Annotated in this window: 13 protein-coding genes; 5 read left to right on the forward strand and 8 right to left on the reverse strand. The window is 73.3% G+C overall.

The window, feature by feature from the left end; all coding sequences use genetic code 11:
- Positions 1–123: 123 nt before the first annotated feature.
- From ACFWR9_RS35510 to ACFWR9_RS35520, 3 genes are all read right to left on the reverse strand, one after another.
- Positions 124–1,488, reverse strand: coding sequence for a phosphomannomutase/phosphoglucomutase (locus ACFWR9_RS35510; RefSeq protein ID WP_383849738.1), 1,365 nt, complete (start codon positions 1,486–1,488; stop codon positions 124–126).
- Positions 1,489–1,567: 79 nt separating this feature from the next.
- Positions 1,568–3,184 (reverse strand): L-lactate permease, encoded by a 1,617-nt coding sequence (locus ACFWR9_RS35515; RefSeq protein ID WP_383849800.1) that lies wholly within the window; start codon positions 3,182–3,184, stop codon positions 1,568–1,570.
- A gap of 137 nt (positions 3,185–3,321) precedes the next feature.
- Positions 3,322–3,744 (reverse strand): DUF3499 domain-containing protein, encoded by a 423-nt coding sequence (locus tag ACFWR9_RS35520; RefSeq protein ID WP_383849740.1) that lies wholly within the window; start codon positions 3,742–3,744, stop codon positions 3,322–3,324.
- Positions 3,745–4,038: 294 nt separating this feature from the next.
- Between ACFWR9_RS35520 and ACFWR9_RS35525 the strand changes: the two genes are divergently transcribed.
- Entirely contained in the window at positions 4,039–4,491 is a 453-nt protein-coding gene (locus ACFWR9_RS35525; RefSeq protein WP_383849803.1) for a metallopeptidase family protein, read from the forward strand.
- Between the two features lie 37 nt (positions 4,492–4,528).
- Here ACFWR9_RS35525 and ACFWR9_RS35530 read toward each other — a convergent pair whose 3' ends face one another.
- The 3 genes from ACFWR9_RS35530 to ACFWR9_RS35540 all read right to left on the reverse strand — a co-directional run bounded on the left by ACFWR9_RS35530 (position 4,529) and on the right by ACFWR9_RS35540 (position 10,255).
- Positions 4,529–6,031, reverse strand: a complete 1,503-nt coding sequence (locus tag ACFWR9_RS35530; RefSeq protein ID WP_383849743.1) for a DUF5719 family protein — start codon at positions 6,029–6,031, stop codon at positions 4,529–4,531.
- Entirely contained in the window at positions 6,028–9,807 is a 3,780-nt protein-coding gene (locus ACFWR9_RS35535) for a glycosyltransferase (protein ID WP_383849745.1), read from the reverse strand. The genes ACFWR9_RS35530 and ACFWR9_RS35535 overlap by 4 nt, the downstream gene beginning before the upstream one ends.
- Before the next feature lie 184 nt (positions 9,808–9,991).
- Positions 9,992–10,255: a WhiB family transcriptional regulator gene (locus tag ACFWR9_RS35540; protein WP_003975777.1), complete on the reverse strand. Its 264-nt coding sequence runs from the start codon at positions 10,253–10,255 to the stop codon at positions 9,992–9,994.
- Positions 10,256–10,941: 686 nt separating this feature from the next.
- Here ACFWR9_RS35540 and ACFWR9_RS35545 point away from each other — a divergent pair.
- The 4 genes from ACFWR9_RS35545 to ACFWR9_RS35560 all read left to right on the forward strand — a co-directional run bounded on the left by ACFWR9_RS35545 (position 10,942) and on the right by ACFWR9_RS35560 (position 14,864).
- On the forward strand, positions 10,942–11,460 hold the full coding sequence (locus tag ACFWR9_RS35545; RefSeq protein ID WP_383849747.1) for a cysteine dioxygenase: 519 nt from the start codon (positions 10,942–10,944) through the stop codon (positions 11,458–11,460).
- 33 nt (positions 11,461–11,493) lie between these two features.
- Entirely contained in the window at positions 11,494–12,453 is a 960-nt protein-coding gene (cofD, locus tag ACFWR9_RS35550; protein WP_383849750.1) for a 2-phospho-L-lactate transferase, read from the forward strand.
- The gene (locus ACFWR9_RS35555; protein WP_383849753.1) at positions 12,450–13,781 is read left to right on the forward strand and encodes a coenzyme F420-0:L-glutamate ligase; all 1,332 of its coding nucleotides are present in this window, start codon (positions 12,450–12,452) and stop codon (positions 13,779–13,781) included. Before cofD ends, ACFWR9_RS35555 begins: the two co-directional genes overlap by 4 nt.
- A 102-nt stretch (positions 13,782–13,883) precedes the next feature.
- Positions 13,884–14,864, forward strand: coding sequence for a DNA-3-methyladenine glycosylase family protein (locus ACFWR9_RS35560; RefSeq protein WP_383849756.1), 981 nt, complete (start codon positions 13,884–13,886; stop codon positions 14,862–14,864).
- Positions 14,865–15,426: 562 nt separating this feature from the next.
- Here the strand turns inward: ACFWR9_RS35560 and ACFWR9_RS35565 are convergent.
- Positions 15,427–16,509, reverse strand: coding sequence for a sugar phosphate nucleotidyltransferase (locus ACFWR9_RS35565; RefSeq protein WP_383849759.1), 1,083 nt, complete (start codon positions 16,507–16,509; stop codon positions 15,427–15,429).
- Positions 16,510–16,612: 103 nt separating this feature from the next.
- On the reverse strand, positions 16,613–18,013 hold the full coding sequence (locus ACFWR9_RS35570; RefSeq protein ID WP_383849806.1) for a peptidoglycan recognition protein: 1,401 nt from the start codon (positions 18,011–18,013) through the stop codon (positions 16,613–16,615).
- Positions 18,014–18,131: the final 118 nt, after the last annotated feature.

Consider the following 18,131-nt stretch of genomic DNA (forward strand, 5'->3'; position numbering starts at 1 on the left):
CCCTGGACCCCCGGCCTATGCCCACCCACCACCCGACTCGGTGGGCTGGATGGCGGGCCAAGGACCAAGGGGCACCCGCCGCGCCCGACTCGGTGGGCTGGATGGCGGGCCAAGGACAAAACCTCACCCCCTGATGATCGCCAGCGCCGCGTCCCGCACCTTCGTCATCGTCGGCTCGTCGCGTGCCTCCGCGTTCAGGCGGAGCAGGGGCTCGGTGTTGGACGGGCGGACGTTGAACCACCAGTCGGCCGACGTGACGGTGAGGCCGTCCAGGTCGTCCAGGCTGATGTCGTCGCGGCCCTCGTACGCGGCCCTGATCGCGGCGAGGCGGTCCGCCTGGTCGGCGACGGTGGAGTTGATCTCGCCGGAGCCGGCGTAGCGGTCGTACTCGGCGACGAGGGCGGACAGCGGGCCCTGCTGACCGCCGAGGGCGGCCAGGACGTGGAGGGCGGCCAGCATGCCCGTGTCGGCGTTCCAGAAGTCGCGGAAGTAGTAGTGCGCGGAGTGCTCGCCGCCGAAGATGGCGCCGGTGCGGGCCATCTCGGCCTTGATGAAGGAGTGGCCCACGCGCGTGCGTACCGGTGTGCCGCCCTTCTCCTCGACGACCTCCGGGACGGACCAGGAGGTGATCAGGTTGTGGATGACCATGCCCCGGCCGCCGTTGCGGGCGAGTTCGCGGGCGGCCACGAGGGCGGTGACCGCGGACGGGGAGACCGGGTTGCCGTCCTGGTCGACGACGAAGCAGCGGTCGGCGTCGCCGTCGAAGGCCAGGCCGAGGTCGGCGCCCTCCTCGCGGACGCGCTTCTGGAGGTCGACGAGGTTGGCCGGGTCGAGCGGGTTGGCCTCGTGGTTGGGGAAGGTGCCGTCCAGTTCGAAGTACATCGGCACGAGGTCGAGGGGCAGCCCGGCGAAGACCGAGGGGACGGTGTGGCCGCCCATGCCGTTGCCCGCGTCGACCACGACCTTCAGGGGGCGGATGGCGGTGAGGTCGACGAGGGAGCGCAGGTGGGCGGCGTAGTCGGCGAGGGTGTCGCGCCGGGTGACGGTGCCCGGCCGGGACGCCGGTTCCGGGGCGCCGGTGTCGCTCCAGCGCTCCACGAGGGCGCGGATGTCGGCGAGGCCGGTGTCCTGGCCGACCGGTGCGGCGCCCGCGCGGCAGAGCTTGATGCCGTTGTAGCGGGCCGGGTTGTGCGAGGCCGTGAACATGGCGCCCGGCAGGTCCAGCGCGCCGGAGGCGTAGTACAGCTGGTCGGTGGAGCACAGGCCGATCCCGGTCACGTCGGCGCCCCGGGCCGCCGCCCCGCGCGCGAAGGCGCCGGACAGGCCGGGCGACGAGGGCCGCATGTCGTGCCCGACGACGACGGCGCTCGCGCCGGTCAGCTCGACGAAGGCCGCGCCGAACAGCTCGGCCAGCGACTCGTCCCACTGGTCGGGTACGACACCGCGCACGTCGTACGCCTTCACGATCTGCGACAGATCAGCAGCCACGGCCAACCTTCCTGAAAGTCCCGTCGGTGTGCACAAACTACCCGCACCCACCGACCGGCCGTCGCGCGGTTCCCGAAGGTCAGGGCAGCATCCAGCCCAGGACCACCGTGGACTGACCGACCACGATCAGGCACATGACCAGCAGCAGGCCGAGGCTCCAGGGCAGCACCTTGCGCAGCAGGTCGCCCTCGCGGCCCGCGAGTCCGACGGCCGCGCAGGCGATGGTGAGATTCTGCGGGGAGATCATCTTGCCGAGGACACCGCCGGAGCTGTTGGCGGCGGCGAGCAGTTCGGGAGAGAGACCGGACTCCCGCGCGGCGGTCACCTGGAGGGCGCCGAAGAGCGCGTTGGCCGACGTGTCGGAGCCGGAGACGGCGACGCCGAACCAGCCGAGGACCGGGGAGAGAAAGGCGAGCCCGGCGCCCGCCGCGGCGACGAAGTGGCCGATGGTGGCGGCCTGCCCGGAGAGGTTCATGACATAGGCGAGGGCCAGCACCGAGGTGACGGTGAGGATCGCGAACCGCAGTTCGTGCACGGTCGCGAGCCACTCCTTGACCGCCACGCGCGCGTGCACACCGAGGACGACGGCCGTGACCAGCCCGGCGAACAGGACGAGCGTGCCGCCGGTGGAGACGATCGGCCAGGAGAAGACGTTGCCGCCCACCGGATTGCCCTCGGGGTCGGCCACCGCCAGGAACGGCCAGTCGTAGGTCTGGGTCGCCCCGGCCAGCCAGTCCTTGACCGCCGGGATCTGCGCGACGGAGAAGACGGCGACGATCAGGGCGTAGGGCGCGTAGGCGCGCAGCACCTCCCGGCCGGAGTCCTCCTCGTCCAGTTCCTCGCTGCGGGCGCCGGTCAGTACGGACGCCCGGACGGGCTCGGCGGCGGGCCTGCGGGAGTGCGGTACGGCGACCAGGGCGCCGGCCCCGACCAGGGCGGCGGCGATGTCGGCGAGCTGGGCGGAGATGTAGTTGGAGGCGACGAACTGGGCGATGGCGAAGGCGACTCCGCAGGCCATCGCGGGCACCCAGGTCTCGCGCAGTCCGCGCCGTCCGTCCACCAGGGCGACCAGCAGCAGCGGGACGATCAGGGCGAGCAGCGGGGTCTGGCGGCCGACGACGGTGGCGACGTCGTCCAGGGGCAGCCCGGTGACCTGGGCCAGCGTCACCACGGGGGTGCCCATCGCGCCGAAGGCGACCGGCGCGGTGTTGGCGACCAGCGACACGACCGCCGCGCGGACCGGGTCGAAGCCGAGCGCGACGAGCATGACCGAGCAGATCGCGACGGGCGCCCCGAAGCCGGCCAGGGCCTCCAGGAGGGCGCCGAAGCAGAAGGCGACGACGAGGGCCTGGATGCGGGGGTCGTCGGACAGCCGCCCGAAGGAGCGGCGCAGGATGTCGAAGTGCCGGGTGCGGACGGTCATCCGGTAGACCCACAGGGCGTTCACGACGATCCACAGGATGGGGAAGAGGCCGAAAACGGCTCCCTGGACGGCGCTGGAGGCCGTCTGGTCCAGCGGCATGCCGTACGCCAGCCACGCCACGAGTACGGCCGCCAGGAGGCCGATGAGGCCCGCCAGGTGCGCCTTCATGCGGACGCCGCCCAGCAGGACGAGGACGATCACCAGTGGCAGGGCCGCCACCAGGGCGGACAGGCCGAGCGAACCGGCGACGGGTTCCAGTTCCTGCACGTACACGGGCGCCTCCCCGGATTCCACCATGCGAAAGCGTTTTCTCGCGGCTTCCGGAATGGTCGTGTCCGCGACAAGGCAACGTCAATGGGTGTGCAGCAACGGATGTGACGGGAGATGCCGAGGCGGGCGAACGGGCCTGCTCAGTTGTCCGGCGAGCGCAGCACGCGCAGGTGGCCGCGGCGCGCGACCTCCATCGGGTCGGCGGTGCGCCCGCCACCCCCGGCCTCGGCCGCGCGCTCCTGGGGCCGGGCTGCCTCGCGCACCGCGTTGGCAAGCGCTTCCAGGTCGTCGCCGCTGGGGCGGGCCGGGGCCGACCCGTCGAGCAGGCGGACGACCTCCCAGCCGCGCGGGGCGGTGAGGCGCGCGGAGTGCTCGGCGCACAGGTCGTAGCAGTGGGGTTCGGCGTAGGTGGCGAGCGGGCCGAGGACCGCGGTCGAGTCGGCGTAGACGTACGTCAGCGTCGCGACGGCGGGACGGCCGCAGGCGGTGCGCGAACAGCGACGTACAGGGCTCACGATGTTGGACGGTACCGCACTCTTGAGCGGGCCGCGACGACTCTCCACGGGGTCACACCACCGTGTCGTGGCGTGAAACGCCCCACGGACCTCTCCCAACACACCTCGGTGACCTGCGTGGACGCCGGTTTCCGGGAGGCGGGGCCACCTTGAAAGCGGTCACGACCTGATACAAACAGCGACATTTGCCTTGAGTTCCACGGTCGCGGAGGGATACGGAATCGAGCCCAACCTTGGCTGGAATGGTCATCCGACGACAAGCCGCGTCTCGGGCCACGGCGCTGTCCGGTCCGCGTGTGCGGCCGGGCGCGCGACCTCGGCGGGGACTACCCTTCACCAGTGATGGACAACCCCGTGACGCCCCGTGATGCCGGTCGCCCAGGGCCCCGCCGTCGTGATCGCCACGGCCGGGGCATGCGCGGTCCGGTGGCGCCCCCGCAGGTGCCGCTCGCCGCGAGCCGCGGCGAGGTTTTCGCGGACCTGGTGCAGGACTCCGTGGAGCGCCTGGAGCGACGGTGGCCGCAGCTCGCCGACATCGATTTCCTCGTCCTCGACGTGCCCCGGCTGGACGGGCCCGCGGAGATGTGGAACGACGAGGCCGTCCCGCTCGGCGGCACGGTGCCCTCGCGGGAGGGCCGGCGGGGACGGGTGGTCGTGTACCGGCGGCCGGTGGAGATCCGGACCAAGGGCCGGGACGAACGGGCGGCGCTCGTGCACGAGGTCGTCGTCGAACAGGTCGCCGAGCTGCTGGGGCTGACCCCGGAGACGGTGGACCCGCGGTACGGGGAGGACTGAGGGCGCGGGGCGCCTTCCCCCTCCCCGGTCGCGCGTTCTACCTCTGCAGTACCGACAGGTCTTCCTCCGCGTTCGGCACCGAGACCGTCCCCCGGTCGTCGGGGAGGGTCTGGACGGTGAAGGACGCCACGTCGTCGTCCGAGACGGTCAGGGTGCGGGACGCGTGGACCGGCCCCCCGGAGACGGTCTCGACGGTGAGCGCGTAGCCGCCCTCGATGCCGGCGGGGACCGGTGCCTCGACGTTCTGGGTGGTGCCGCCCTTGACCGTGTACGTCTTGGTCGCCGTCGTGCCGCCCTCCGTGCCCGCCGACGCCGTCACCTTCACCTCGGCGCCCTCGCCGGGGGCGGTCAGGGACAGGGTCGTGCCCTTGGCGCGGTTGTCCGCGGCCGTCGCGCGCGCTCCGACCGGGTCGGTCGCCGGGATGAACGCCGACTCCTGCTCACCGCCCTTGCCTCGTACGACCCGGACCGCGGCCACCACCGGCACGGCCCCGTCCGTCGGCGTCAGCACCAGCGAACCCGCCTCGCCGCGGGTGACCTCGCCGAGGTCCACGCCCGTCGTCATGCCGGCCTTGACGTGCACCGTCTCGTGTCCGGCGGGGGTGATCAGCCCTGACGGCGAGGCGAGCCGCACCTTCAGGTCGGCGTCGGTGCCACCGGGGGTGAACAGCACCAGGCGGACGGCGGTCGCGTCCTTCGGGATGCCCGGCAGGACGAGGTCGCCCGCCGGATCCGCGGCCGCGGTCAGCCAGTCGCCGCCGGTCTTGTCGTCCAGGGCCTGCACCGCGGCCCCGACCCGCCCGCTGCGCACGCCGACGTGCACGGTCACGTCGGTCTGCTTCACGTCGGCGAGCGTGGACAGCAGCAGGGCCTCGGTGCCGTGCGGCGGCACCGTGACGCCCTCCCCCACCGTGGACTTGAGGGCTCCGTCCTTGCCGTAGAGCTCGATGTCGACGACGGCGGCCGAGTCGTCGGGGTTCGTCAGGTGGACGTAGTCGGTGCGGCCGGCCGCCGTGCTGGCGCCGGGGAACCAGAACTCCGTGTCCGGGGCGGTGCAGTTGACCCCCTGGAGGCCACGGCCCGTCCCGGCGGCGACCTCCGTGGTCTGCTGCACCGTCCAGCCGGGCGCCCGGCTGCCCTCGGCGGTGCCGATCAGCGCGGGCGTGTCGGAGCCGGAGGTCTTGCCGGTGGCCGGGGTGCCGGGCTCCTTGGGCTCGACGGGAGGCTTCGCGGCCTTCTCGTCGCCCTTCTTCCCGTCCTTGGCATCCTCGGCCTCGTCGCCGGGTGCGGCGGTGGTGAGTGCCGCCTCGCCCTTCTCGTCGGCGCCCTTCGTGACGGGCGTGAAGGACGTGTACTGGGTCTCGGCGAGGTCGGAGGTGCTGTGCGCCGGGCAGAGCAGGCTGGTGCGCTCCACGGGCAGCCGGGCGGCCGGCGCGGCGGTGTCGGTGCCGGAGCCGTCCGGGGTGGAGACCGCCGCGAATCCGGTGACGGCGGCGAGCGCGGCCGCGCAGGCGATCAGGGACAGGGTCGTGCGCTTCACTGCTGGCTCCCGTCGGGACGCCCACTGCCCGTGCCGTGGGGGTGGTGGGGCTGGGAGGGGTCGTACGGCGTGTCGTGTTCGCCCTGGCCGTACGCCTGGTCGTAGGCGGGGTCGTACCCGCCGTCCTGAGGCTGGGCCTGCGCCTGCTCGCCGTAGGCGTACGGCGCGTACTGGTCCGGCTGGTACTGGGCGCCCCGGCCGTCCTGGTAGGCGTCCGCGGGGTAGGGCTCTGCCTGGTACGGGTCTCCCTGCTGGTACGGCTGCTGCGCGTACGCGCCCTGGTCGTACTGCTGCTGGACGCCCTGGTACTGCTCCTGGCCGTAGGTGCCGTAGGAGCCGTACTCGCTCTGGTACCCCGCCGAGTCCCACTCGCCGTACGCCGGCTGCTGCGGGACCGGTGCGGGGGGCGCCGCAGGCGGTTCGGGCACCTCGGGGGCGCCGTCCGCCGGTGCGCCCGGCGACTCGGTGTCCACCCCGGCCCCGGCCTCGGCCTCCGCCTGGGCGCGCAGTCGCCGTGCCCGGCGTCCTTCGCCCTCCAGGGCCTGGGCGGGGACGAGCGGTTCCTCGGGCAGGTCGTCGTCGACGTCGCGGCGTCTGCCGGGCAGCGCGAGGACGACCAGGACCACGGCGAGCAGGCCCTGGGCCCACAGCCAGACGCTGTGGGTGAACGGGTCGTCGTAGGTGACGTCCAGCCTGCCGCCGGAGGCGGGGAGTTCGAAGCCCTGGGCCCAGCCGTCGACCGTGGTGCGGCTGAGCGGCTTGCCGTCCAGGGTGGCCGTCCAGCCCTCGGCCGCCGAGTCGGCGAGGCGCAGCACGCGGCCGTCGGGGCCCGGTTCGATGTCGGTGTGGATGTCGACCGGTCCGGCCGCCACGGGCTGCGGTTCGCCGGTGCCGGAGTCGCCACCCGACACGATGGTCGCGCGGGCGACCTCCTGGTCCACGCGCCACAGTCCGCTGCCGTCCTGCTGGCTGAGCCTGCTCAGGCCGGGGGTGGCGTCCAGGACCCGGGTGACCTCGCGGGGCGCGCCCTTGTGCACGAGCACGTAGCGCACGGCGAAGCCGCCGAGCTGGTCGGCCTGGTCGGCGCCGGAACCGGCCACCAGGTTGGCGACGATCTTGTCGAGGGTGCTGTTCCCGCCGTCCCCGGCGGCCAGTTCGCCGTCGCCGAGGCGGGCTCCGGAGCCGCGGACCAGCATGTATCCCACGTGTGCGGTGGAGTCGCTGTCGAGGACGAGGGTGCGGGCCTGGTCGCGGGTGCGGCTCTCCTCGGCGACGAACGCGGGCACCTGTACGGGGTCACGTCGCTCGACGGGTCCGTCGGCGCCGCCGATCATCCACCCGGTGGCGGCGATCAGCGGGCCCACGGCCGAGGCGAGGGCGATCAGCGCGGCGACGGGCTGGCGCCAGCCGAAGCTCTGCTCGGCGACACGGAAGCGGGCTCCGTCGGCGCCGAGGGTCGCGGCGGACAGCAGGGCGATGCCGTAGACGAGGGTGGCGGGGCCGGCCCAGGCCGAGCGGTTGGACAGGACCGCGAAGACGAAGCCGATCAGGGCGACGGCCCACGCGGCCCGGACGGCCAACTGCCGTTCGGAGCGCAGCAGGGCGGCCAGCGCGGCCAGCACGATGCCGACGAGGACGAGCCCGCCGACCGTCCCCGGGCCGCCGGGGCTCGCGCCGAGCAGGTCGAGGGCGGAGGCGGCCGAGGAGCCGTACTCCAGTCCGGCCTCGTCGAAGAAGCCGAAGGGCAGTAGCGACAGCGACCAGGGCGCGAGCAGCAGCAGGGGGGTGCCGAGCTGGGCGAGGAAGCGCGGTCCGTACGCCGTGATCTCGCCGCGGCGCAGGGCCAGGACGCCGAGGCCGAGGAGCAGCGCGAGGGGCCAGACGACGGGCGTGAAGGCGGTGGTGACCGTCAGCAGCAGCGCGTACGCCCAGGTGGCGCGCCAGCTGCCGCGGGCGCCGGACGCATGGGCCAGGCCGGCCGCCGCGACGCCCGCGCGGGCGATGAGCGGCAGCAGTACGGCGAGGACGGCGGTGCCGATGCGGCCGCCGGCGAGGGCGCCGGTGGCGGCGGGCAGGAAGGCGTAGGCGACGGCCGCCCACGCGCGCAGCAGCCGGGACATGACCAGTGGCCGGGACGCGAAGTACGCGGTGGCGCCGGCCAGGGGCACCGAGCCGACCAGCAGCAGGGTGACGGCGGTGCCGGTCGAGCCGAGCAGCGCGGCGGCCAGTGCCGCCAGGATCGCGAGGTAGGGCGGCGCGGAGGCGGTGCCGCCGGTGCCGACCGTGTGCCAGGCGTCCGCGTAGCGCGACCACAGCTCGCCGGCGTCGGCCGGGGCGGGCAGCAGCGCGCCGCCCGCGAGGGCGCCGCCGGCCAGGAGGGCGCGGCAGGCGGCCAGGGAGGCGAGCAGCAGGATCACGAAGAGCACCGGGCCGGGCTTGCGGGCGACGCGCTTGAGCCGGGCGAACTGCTCGAGCTCCAGGAAGTCGGCGTCGTCGCCGCCCGGTCCGGACTCGATGCCGCCGCCGTGCCGTCCGGCGCCCGCGGCGGTCTCGGCCTCGGAGCTGCCGACGAGGTTGCCCGCGACCTGTTCGACGGTGACGCGGATGGTCGCGCCGGGGGGCGGGAACAGGGGGCGCAGCTCGTCCTTCTCGACCTGTGGGCGGCCGCGTTCACGCCGCGCGGCGATGATGCGCTCGGGGCGCAGCAGGACGCCCAGCAGGCCCCGGATCTCGTCGAGCGCCTGCCCGGGCACCTTGCCGACGAGATAGGCGAGGGTGCGCAGCATCGTGCCGACGACGATGCGCAGCAGCACCCAGGGCAGGACGGCCGTACGGACGTTGACGAGGAGGGTGTGGACGGCGCCGGCCTTGTCCACCTTGTGCGGGGAGGCGGTGGTGCGGCCCGCGCAGTCGACGGCGCGGCGTTCGCGGGAGGCCGCCTCGGCGTGGCGGACGACCGCCTCGGGGGCGATGAGGACGCGCAGTCCGGCGGCGTGCGCGCGCCAGCACAGGTCGACGTCGTCGCGCATCAGGGGCAGCCGGCGGTCGAACCCGCCGAGCCGCTCGAAGACGTCACGCCGGATCAGCATGCCGGCGGTGGACACCGACAGGACGGGGCGGACGTGGTCGTGCTGGCCCTGGTCCTGTTCGCGACGGTCCAGGCCGGTCCAGCGGCGGCCGGAGTTGGCGATGGAGACGCCGACCTCCAGCAGTTGCCGGCGGTCGTACCAGCCGCGGAGCTTGGGGCCGACGACGGCGACGTCGTCACGGCCGAGTTCGTACTCGGTGTCCACGACGCGCAGCAGCTGGGCCAGGGCGTCGGGTTCGGGGGCGCAGTCGTCGTGCAGCAGCCACAGCCATTGGACCGGCTCGCCGTGGGGCAGTTCGGGCAGGTCGTAGGCGTCGTCGCGCCAGGTGCGCGTGACGGGGTCCCAGCCGCTGGGCCGCTTCAGGTAAAGCAGGTCCTCCGGGGTGAGGACGGGGACGGTGCGGGCCGCCTCCTCCACGGCCTGGCCGAAGCCGGTGCGCCGGGCGAGGTGCAGCACGCGGTCGCCGCCAAGGGCTTCGCCGACCAGCCGGGCCGAGTCGTCGGCACTGCCGGTGTCGGCGGCCACGGCGTACTGGACGGGGCGCTCCTGGCCGAGCAGCCCGGCGAGCGCGTCGGGCAGCCAGCGGGCTCCGTCGTGGGCGACGAGGACCGCGGTGACGACGTGACGCGGGAACTCAGGTGTGGCAGCGAGGTCTTGCTGGGCTGCCGTGTGACTCTGCACGGACATCGAGGTACGGGCCCCGGTTCGGTGGACTGCGGTGGACGCCCGTGCCTGTGGGGAATGGCGGGGCGTCTCGGACGAGCGCCCACACTATCGGCTGGACGGCAAGAGGGCCCGCCGCCTGTGGACAACCCACTGGCGAGGGGCCGTTCCCGCTGGTCCCGCCGTTCGCGCCGGTTCTGGCGCCACGTCAGACGGCGGCCTTCTTCAGCCGGCGGCGCTCCCTCTCGGACAGGCCGCCCCAGATGCCGAAGCGCTCGTCGTTGGCAAGGGCGTACTCGAGGCATTCGGAGCGGACCTCGCAGGCGAGGCAGACCTTCTTGGCCTCGCGGGTGGAGCCGCCCTTCTCGGGGAAGAAGGACTCGGGGTCGGTCTGGGCGCACAGTGCGCGCTCCTGCCAGCCGAGCTCCTCGTCCGCGTCGTCGACCAGCAGTTGCTGCACCAGCTCGGTCATGTGCGCCCCTCGTCTGTCTTCGCGTCCCCGTGATCTGGCCGTTACCGATTCCGGCTGAACGACACGAGTGAAATTACAAGTGTGCTGCTCCGGGCGAGTCAAGCCGAGATCTGCTATTGGGTCCCTTATTCACTCTGCGGAACCAAGGCAAAGCGGAAAGTGTTCAAATCGCCATAAACCTTGACACCCCAAAGAGGCCCGTCCGGGCACCCGACCCGCGCTCCACTCGCACCGGGGAAGACGCCCTGGCGTTCGATCACGTTCCGGTACACGGCCCGAAGCGAACCTGATCACATTCGGGTCACAGGATCACTACGGGGGTTGTGCGCCCGGCTTGTGCGCCATGTGTCCCTGGACCCCCCTGAACAAACCTTTCCCCTGCGAGATGAACCGGAAGAGGTGAAACATGTCCCACATACCGGGCAGCGAGTTGACAGTGCTGGTGTGAACCGGTGTCCTAGTGGGCATGCTCGCGAACTTGGCGCTCGCCTCGACCCGCACCGCCGGGTCCCACGGTGCTGCCCGCGCTCGCTGTAGCTGTTGCCGCTGTTCCAGCTGTTGAGCCAACCGCGCTCCGGCCGTCCCCAGAGTCCACGCGACTCGATGCTCCATTTCCCGCCCCACCAGGGCGTTCTTGGTCATCCGTTCCGCCCGCCGCACACTTTTGCCGAGGAACCACCGCACCCATGAACAGCGACAGCGACCTCCAGATCGCCGGCGACATCCTCGAAGTCCCCCACCTCCTCCAGGCACCCCGCGAGCACCCGGCCACCGTGGCCGAGTTCGCCGGGCTGGCCCGCTCCATCGCCGACGACCGCTCCGAGTGGGAGCACCTCGTCCGGTACGACGCGACGACACGCTGGTACCACCGGCTGCGCACCGGCCCGGGCTACGAGGTGTGGCTGCTGTCCTGGGTGGCGGGCCAGGGCAGCGGACGCCACGACCACGGCCCCTCCTCCGGCGTGTGGACTGTCCTGGAGGGGACCCTCAGCGAGCACACGGAGCACGGCACGCGCGCGTTGCGGGCCGGCACCCAGCGCGTGTTCGCACCCGGGCACGTGCACGAGGTCGTCAACGACACGCTGGAGCCGGCGGTCAGCCTGCACGTTTACTACCCGGGCCTCACCGAGATGCCCATGCACGCCCCGCAGTGCTCGGCCGCCGCGTCGCGGGACGCGGACGCCGGTGCCGTGACGACTGCCTGACGCGGTGTCGTACCCGCCTGCAAGACTGGGGCCATGCGCATTGTGGTTCTGGCAGGCGGCATCGGCGGTGCCCGGTTCCTGCGTGGTCTGAAGCAGGCCGCGCCCGACGCGGACATCACGGTCATCGGCAACACCGGGGACGACATCCACCTCTTCGGTCTGAAGGTCTGCCCGGACCTCGACACGGTGATGTACACGCTCGGCGGCGGCATCAACGAGGAGCAGGGCTGGGGACGGGCCGACGAGACATTCCACCTCAAGGAGGAGCTGGCGGCGTACGGCGTCGGGCCCGAGTGGTTCGGCCTCGGCGACCGCGACTTCGCCACGCACATCGTGCGGACGCAGATGATCACCGCGGGCTTCCCGCTCAGCGCGGTGACGCAGGCGCTCTGCGACCGCTGGAAGCCCGGTGTGCGCCTCATCCCGATGACCGACGACCGCGTGGAGACACACGTCGCGGTCGAACTGGAAGGGGAGCGCAAGGCGGTCCACTTCCAGGAGTACTGGGTACGGCTGCGCGCCTCCGTCCCCGCCGAGGCGGTCGTGCCGGTCGGCGCCGAGCAGGCCAAGCCGGCGCCGGGCGTCCTGGAGGCCGTCGCCGAGGCGGACGTGATCCTCTTCCCGCCGTCCAACCCGGTGGTCTCGGTCGGCACGATCCTCGCCGTGCCCGGCATCCGGGAGGCGATCGCCGACGCCGGGGTGCCCGTGGTGGGCCTGTCCCCGATCGTGGGGGACGCGCCCGTGCGCGGGATGGCCGACAAGGTGCTCGCGGCGGTCGGCGTGGAGTCCACAGCCGCCGCGGTCGCCGAGCACTACGGCTCGGGGCTGCTCGACGGCTGGCTGGTCGACACGGTCGACGCGGAGGCCGTCACGCGCGTGAAGGCGGCCGGCATCCTCTGCCGCGCCGTACCGCTGATGATGACCGACCTCGACGCCACGACGCGGATGGCCCGGGAGGCGCTGACGCTCGCCGAGGAGGTGCGGGAGGCATGAATGACGGCACGCGCGAGGACGCCCTCGGCCGCCCGGAGGGCTACCGGGTGTGGGCGCTGCCCGGACTGCCCGAGGTGCAGCCCGGCGACGACCTGGCCAAGCTGATCGCCGCGGCCGAGCCGGCGCTGGCCGACGGGGACGTGCTGCTCGTCACCTCCAAGATCGTGTCCAAGGCCGAGGGGCGCGTCGTACAGGCCGCCGACCGGGAGGCCGCGATCGACGCGGAGACCGTGCGGGTGGTGGCCCGGCGCGGCCTGCTGCGCATCGTCGAGAACCGGCAGGGGCTGGTCATGGCGGCGGCCGGCGTCGACGCCTCCAACACCCCGTCCGGCACCGTCCTGCTGCTGCCCGAGGACCCGGACGCCTCCGCGCGCGGCATCCGCGACGGACTGCGCGACACGCTGGGCGTCAACGTAGGGGTCGTCGTCACCGACACCTTCGGCCGCCCCTGGCGGGCCGGGCTCACGGACGTGGCGATCGGCGCCGCCGGCGTGCGGGTCCTCGACGACCTGCGCGGGGGCACGGACGCGCACGGCAATCCACTGGGCTCCACCGTCGTCGCCACCGCCGACGAGCTGGCCGCGGCCGGCGACCTGGTCAAGGGCAAGGCCGCGGGTCTGCCGGTCGCCGTCCTGCGCGGGCTGCCGCTCCTGGTGGCCGACGACGACGGAGAGGGCGCGCGGGCGATGGTGCGCGGCGCGCGCGACGACATGTTCCGGCTGGGCACGTCGGAGGCGGTACGGCAGGCGGTCACCCAGCGCCGTACGGTACGGGCCTTCACGGACGAGCCGGTCGAACCCGGCGCGGTACGCCGGGCGGTCGCGGCCGCGGTCACGGCACCGGCGCCGCACCACACGACGCCGTGGCGGTTCGTGCTCCTGGAGTCCGAGGACTCCCGCACCCGGCTGCTGGACGCGATGCGGGACGCCTGGATCGCGGACCTGCGGCGGGACGGCAAGAGCGAGGAGTCCATCGCCAAGCGGGTCCGGCGCGGGGACGTACTGCGCGACGCGCCCTACCTCGTCGTCCCCTGCCTGGTCATGGACGGTTCGCACTCGTACGGGGACGCGCGGCGGGACGGGGCCGAGCGGGAGATGTTCGTCGTCGCCACCGGCGCGGGCGTGCAGAACCTGCTCGTCGCGCTCGCCGGGGAGCGGCTGGGGTCGGCGTGGGTGTCCTCGACGATGTTCTGCCGGGACGTGGTGCGGGAGGTGCTGGGGCTGCCGGACGACTGGGACCCGATGGGTACGGTTGCGGTCGGTCATCCGGCCGGGGAACCGCGCGCGCGGCCGGGGCGGGACGCGGGGTCGTTCATCGAGGTGCGGTGAGGCCTCTACTCTCGTAGAGGCTCCCTTTTCTTCCCCTTTTCTTCCCCTTTTCTTCCCCTTTTCTTCCCCACTCCTTCTTCTCTTCGCCCAAGGACCTCACTCGTGGCAGGACGTTTCGCTCCCCGGCCCCCGCGCGCCGCTGTGCGCGGCGGGATACCCCGGCAGGGGGTCGCGCCGGGCCGGGTACGGGTGTGGGTGCCGGACGGGCCGCTGGAGCTGGGGCTGGTGCTCGGGCCGCTGCGGCGCGGGCCGGGCGATCCGACGTTCCGGACGACGCCGGACGGGGCCGTGTGGCGGACCAGCCGCACACCCGCCGGGCCGGGCACGCTGCGGGTCACCGCGCGCGGTGACGAGGTGCGGGGCGAGGGCTGGGGGCCCGGGGCGGAGTGGCTGCTGGAGCAGTTGCCGCGGATGCTGGGCGCCGAGGACGACCCGTCCGTGTTCGTGCCGAGGCACCGGTTGCTGGCGCTGACGCGGCATCGGCGGCCGGGGCTGCGGCTGGCGCGGACCGGTCTGGTACTGGAGTCGTTGATCCCCTCGGTCCTGGAGCAGAAGGTCACGACGCTGGAGGCGTACCAGGCGTGGCGGCTGCTCGTGCGGAAGTTCGGGGAACCGGCGCCGGGGCCCGCGCCCGGGCGGATGTGTGTGATGCCGTCGGCGCGGACGTGGGCGCTGATCCCCTCCTGGGAGTGGCATCTGGCCGGGGTGGACAACAAGCGGGCCTCGACGATCCTGCGGGCCGTGCGGGTCGCTGCGCGGCTGGAGGAGGCGGCCGGGATGGAGCCGGGGGCGGCGCAGGCGCGGCTGGAGGTCGTACCGGGGATCGGGCCGTGGACGTCCGCGGAGACCGTGCAGCGCAGTCATGGGGCGCCGGACGCGGTGACGGTGGGCGATCTGCATCTGCCGGGGATCGTGGGGTTCGCGCTGGGCGGGGACCGGTACGCGGACGACGCGGAGATGCTGCGGCTGCTGGAGCCGTATGCCGGGCAGCGGCATCGGGCGGCTCGGCTGGTGCTGCTGAGCGGGCGGGTGCCGGGGCGGCGGGCGCCGCGGATGGCTCCGCGGGGTATTGAGCGGCTCTGACTGGGCCGGCGTTGATGTGGCACCCGGCGTGGGTGCGGGCCGGGGGTGGGTGACGCGGCCCGGCGCTGGCCGGTTGCCGCCGCGCCCACCCGTGCCGTCCCTGGGGGTACCTCCCAGGCCGTTCAGGCACTGGGGGAGGCACATCTGCCCGCGGTTACGGAGGCATACGGCCCCCAGCCGCGCAGCCCGCGCGGGTACGCGGGTCGGTGGCCCACAGCCGCGCGGACAGCGCGGTTACGCGGGTCGGCGGCCCCCAGCCGCGCGGACAGCGCGGTTACGCGGGTCGGCGGCCCTCGGCCGCGTACCGCGCGAGGGCGCGGCGGCCCGCGGCCGTGGACGGCGGGTCGGCGGCGCGCAGCCGGGCGTACGGTTGGCCGCGTACGGCGAGAAGGGGTCGTGTCGGGGGGTCTCCGCCCGCAGCGGTTGGCGCGTCAACACACAGCACTTCTGTGGCCGACCGATTCCGCGCCGTTCCGAGGACGGACACCCCCCGGCGCGGCCCCGACCCCCCACCGAACCCAAGGCGCACCCCCACCCCACCCGCCACAGGCATCCCGCAGCGCTACGCGTCCGAGGAGAAGCGTAGGGATGCCGGGGGGATGTGGGCGTCGCACCAGATTCGGGCGCCGGAGCGGAGTTCGTTGTCGGCGCCGATGGTGGCGCCGTCGCCGATGACCGTGTCGGTGAGGACCGAGCGGGTGCCTATCCGGGCGCGGGTGCCGATGAGGGAGTCGGTGATGACGGCGCCGGGCTCGATGACGGCGCCGGGCAGGATCGTGCTGCCGAAGACGCGCGCGCCCTCCGCCACGAAGGCGCCCTCGCCGACCACCGTGCCGCCGGCCAGTTTCGCGTCGGGCGCGACCTGGGCCGTGGGCAGGACCAGGCGGTCGCCGCAGCGGCCCGGTATCGCCGGGGACGGGGCGCGGCCGAGGACCAGGTCGGCCGAGCCGCGCACGAAGGCCGCCGGGGTGCCGAGGTCCAGCCAGTACGTGGAGTCGACCATGCCCTGGAGGTGCGCCCCGGTGGCGAGGAGTTCCGGGAAGGTCTCGCGTTCGACGGAGACGGGCCGCCCCGCCGGGATCGTGTCGATGACCGAGCGGCGGAAGACGTACGCCCCCGCGTTGATCTGGTCGGTGACGATCTCCTCCGGGGTCTGGGGCTTCTCCAGGAAGGCGAGCACCCGGCCCGTGTCGTCGGTGGGGACCAGCCCGTACGCCCTGGGGTCCGTGACCTTCGTCAGGTGCAGCGAGACGTCCGCGCCCGTCGTCGCGTGGGTGCGGACCAGCGCGCCGATGTCCAGACCCGTCAGGATGTCGCCGTTGAAGATCAGGACCGGGTCGTCCGGCCCCGAGTGCAGCCGGGACGCCACGTTGCGGATCGCGCCGCCGGTGCCGAGCGGCTCCTCCTCGGTGACGTATTCGAGGTGCAGCCCCAGGGCCGAGCCGTCGCCGAAGTACGGTTCGAAGACCTCTGCCAGGTAGCTCGTCGCGAGCACGATGTGGTCGACGCCCGCCGCCTTCGCCCGCGCCAGCTGGTGCGTGAGGAAGGGCACCCCGGCCGCCCGGACCATGGGCTTCGGGGTGTTCACCGTGAGCGGACGCAGCCGCGTGCCCTTGCCGCCGACCAGGAGGATCGCTTCTGTCACCGTCGTCTCTGCTTCCTGCCGGGACCGGCCGAACTGTCTTTCGGCCGGCCAGTGTATGCAGACCGTTCCTCGGCGCCCTCGATGGCCGTGCGGTGTTCCGCCCTCAGCGGCCCTGGTACTGCGCCGCCTTCGAGCGGCTCGTGTCGAGCTTGCCGTAGAGCAGCCTGCCGGGGCAGTTCGTCGCGAAGCCGTCGCGGTGACCGGAGATGACGTTCAGTCGTACGTTCTTACCTTTTCGGTAGAGATTGCCACCACCCGACTTCAGGTATGTCTTCCCGTCCGGATTCATGCCGTAGATGCCGAGCTTCCACGCGGTGAGCCGGGCGATCGCCTTCACGGCGGCCGAGGACGGCTTCCTGTCGCTGTACGTACCGAGAACGGCGATGCCCATGCTGTTGGAGTTGAACCCCAGGGTGTGCGCGCCGAGTACCGCCTTGGACACGCCCCCGGCGCGCCCCTCGTAGATGTTTCCGCACTTGTCGACGAGGAAGTTGTAGCCGAGGTCACGCCAGCCCGTGCTGTGGACGTGGTAGCGGTAGATACTGCGAATGACTGACGGCGCCTGCGAGCAGCGGTAGTTGTTGCCGGTGGCCGAGTGGTGCACGAACGCCGCCTTGACCTTCTTCGTGTACACGAACCCCTTCTCCCGCAGCCCCTCGTCCGCGCCCCAGCCGTGGCGCGTGGTGATGCTCGGGCGGGCACCGACGTACGGCTTGGTCTGCTGCCCGGTGCCGAGTTCGGCCTCGGTCCGGGCCTGGCTCAGGGCAGGGATCTCGGTGGCGCCCAGGGGGGCGAGGCCGGCGTTGGCGGCGGAGGCGGCGACCACTGCTTCGGCGGACGCCGCGGACGCCGCGGATGTCTTCGTGGTGCGGGGCTCCTCCTCCGGTCCGGGTGCCGCCGTGGGCGGGGCGCCCTTGCCGGGGTCGACGAGTTCGAGGCGCAGTCCGTTGGGGAGCGTGGATGCGGTGGCCGCCGGGGCGGCTCGGGTGGCGGCCTCGGGCCTGCTCTCCGCCCGTACCCGCGCCTCCACTCCGTCCGACTCGCCCACCCACAGGGGTGCGGTGGCGCCGCGGACCCGGCCGGAGGTGCGCTCGGTGGTGCCGGGGTCGGCGGCGTGGTCGGCGTTGTGGGTCTCCAACTCCTGCCAGTCGGACCAGGTGCCGGTGGCGGTCGCGCGGGTACGGACCTCGACGCGGCCGTGGAGTTCGGTGGTCGGGTTGTCCCAGACGACGCCGACGAGCGAGAAGTGCCGTACGTTCCGGCGGGGCAGGCCCTGTGCGACGGCGACGGCGTCGGGGGCGCGGTCGCGAGTGAGGGGGGTGAGGGGCAGTGACTGGGTGCCGCCAGGTGCGTAGACCTCGGCACGCGCCGCTGTCGCTCTCGCGGTCGCAGTCGTGGGCGGGGGCGGGGGCGCGGAGGTGGCCGCCGCCGCGGGTGGGGTGAGCGGGACCGCCAGGGCCGCCGCGCACGTGACACCGATCGAGGAAGCAAGGAATCCACGCATGCCCCTGATACTGGACATGGTCATACAAATATGTCCATTTGGGATCTGACGGCCCGTAGGGTTCACTCGTCCGAACCGGTGGTGGTGCGGTACGCCGTCCGCCGGGTGCGGGTGTTGG

Source organism: Streptomyces sp. NPDC058534 (genome assembly GCF_042717365.1).
Lineage (GTDB): Bacteria > Actinomycetota > Actinomycetes > Streptomycetales > Streptomycetaceae > Streptomyces.

Excerpts from the sequence above, each read along its gene's own strand:
- ACFWR9_RS35525 (WP_383849803.1), top strand. The coding sequence starts at position 4,039 with ATGGACAACCCCGTGACGCCCCGTGATGCCGGTCGCCCAGGGCCCCGC.
- ACFWR9_RS35535 (WP_383849745.1), bottom strand. The coding sequence starts at position 9,807 with ATGTCCGTGCAGAGTCACACGGCAGCCCAGCAAGACCTCGCTGCCACA.
- ACFWR9_RS35540 (WP_003975777.1), bottom strand. The coding sequence starts at position 10,255 with ATGACCGAGCTGGTGCAGCAACTGCTGGTCGACGACGCGGACGAGGAG.
- ACFWR9_RS35545 (WP_383849747.1), top strand. The coding sequence starts at position 10,942 with ATGAACAGCGACAGCGACCTCCAGATCGCCGGCGACATCCTCGAAGTC.
- cofD (WP_383849750.1), top strand. The coding sequence starts at position 11,494 with ATGCGCATTGTGGTTCTGGCAGGCGGCATCGGCGGTGCCCGGTTCCTG.
- ACFWR9_RS35555 (WP_383849753.1), top strand. The coding sequence starts at position 12,450 with ATGAATGACGGCACGCGCGAGGACGCCCTCGGCCGCCCGGAGGGCTAC.
- ACFWR9_RS35570 (WP_383849806.1), bottom strand. The coding sequence starts at position 18,013 with ATGCGTGGATTCCTTGCTTCCTCGATCGGTGTCACGTGCGCGGCGGCC.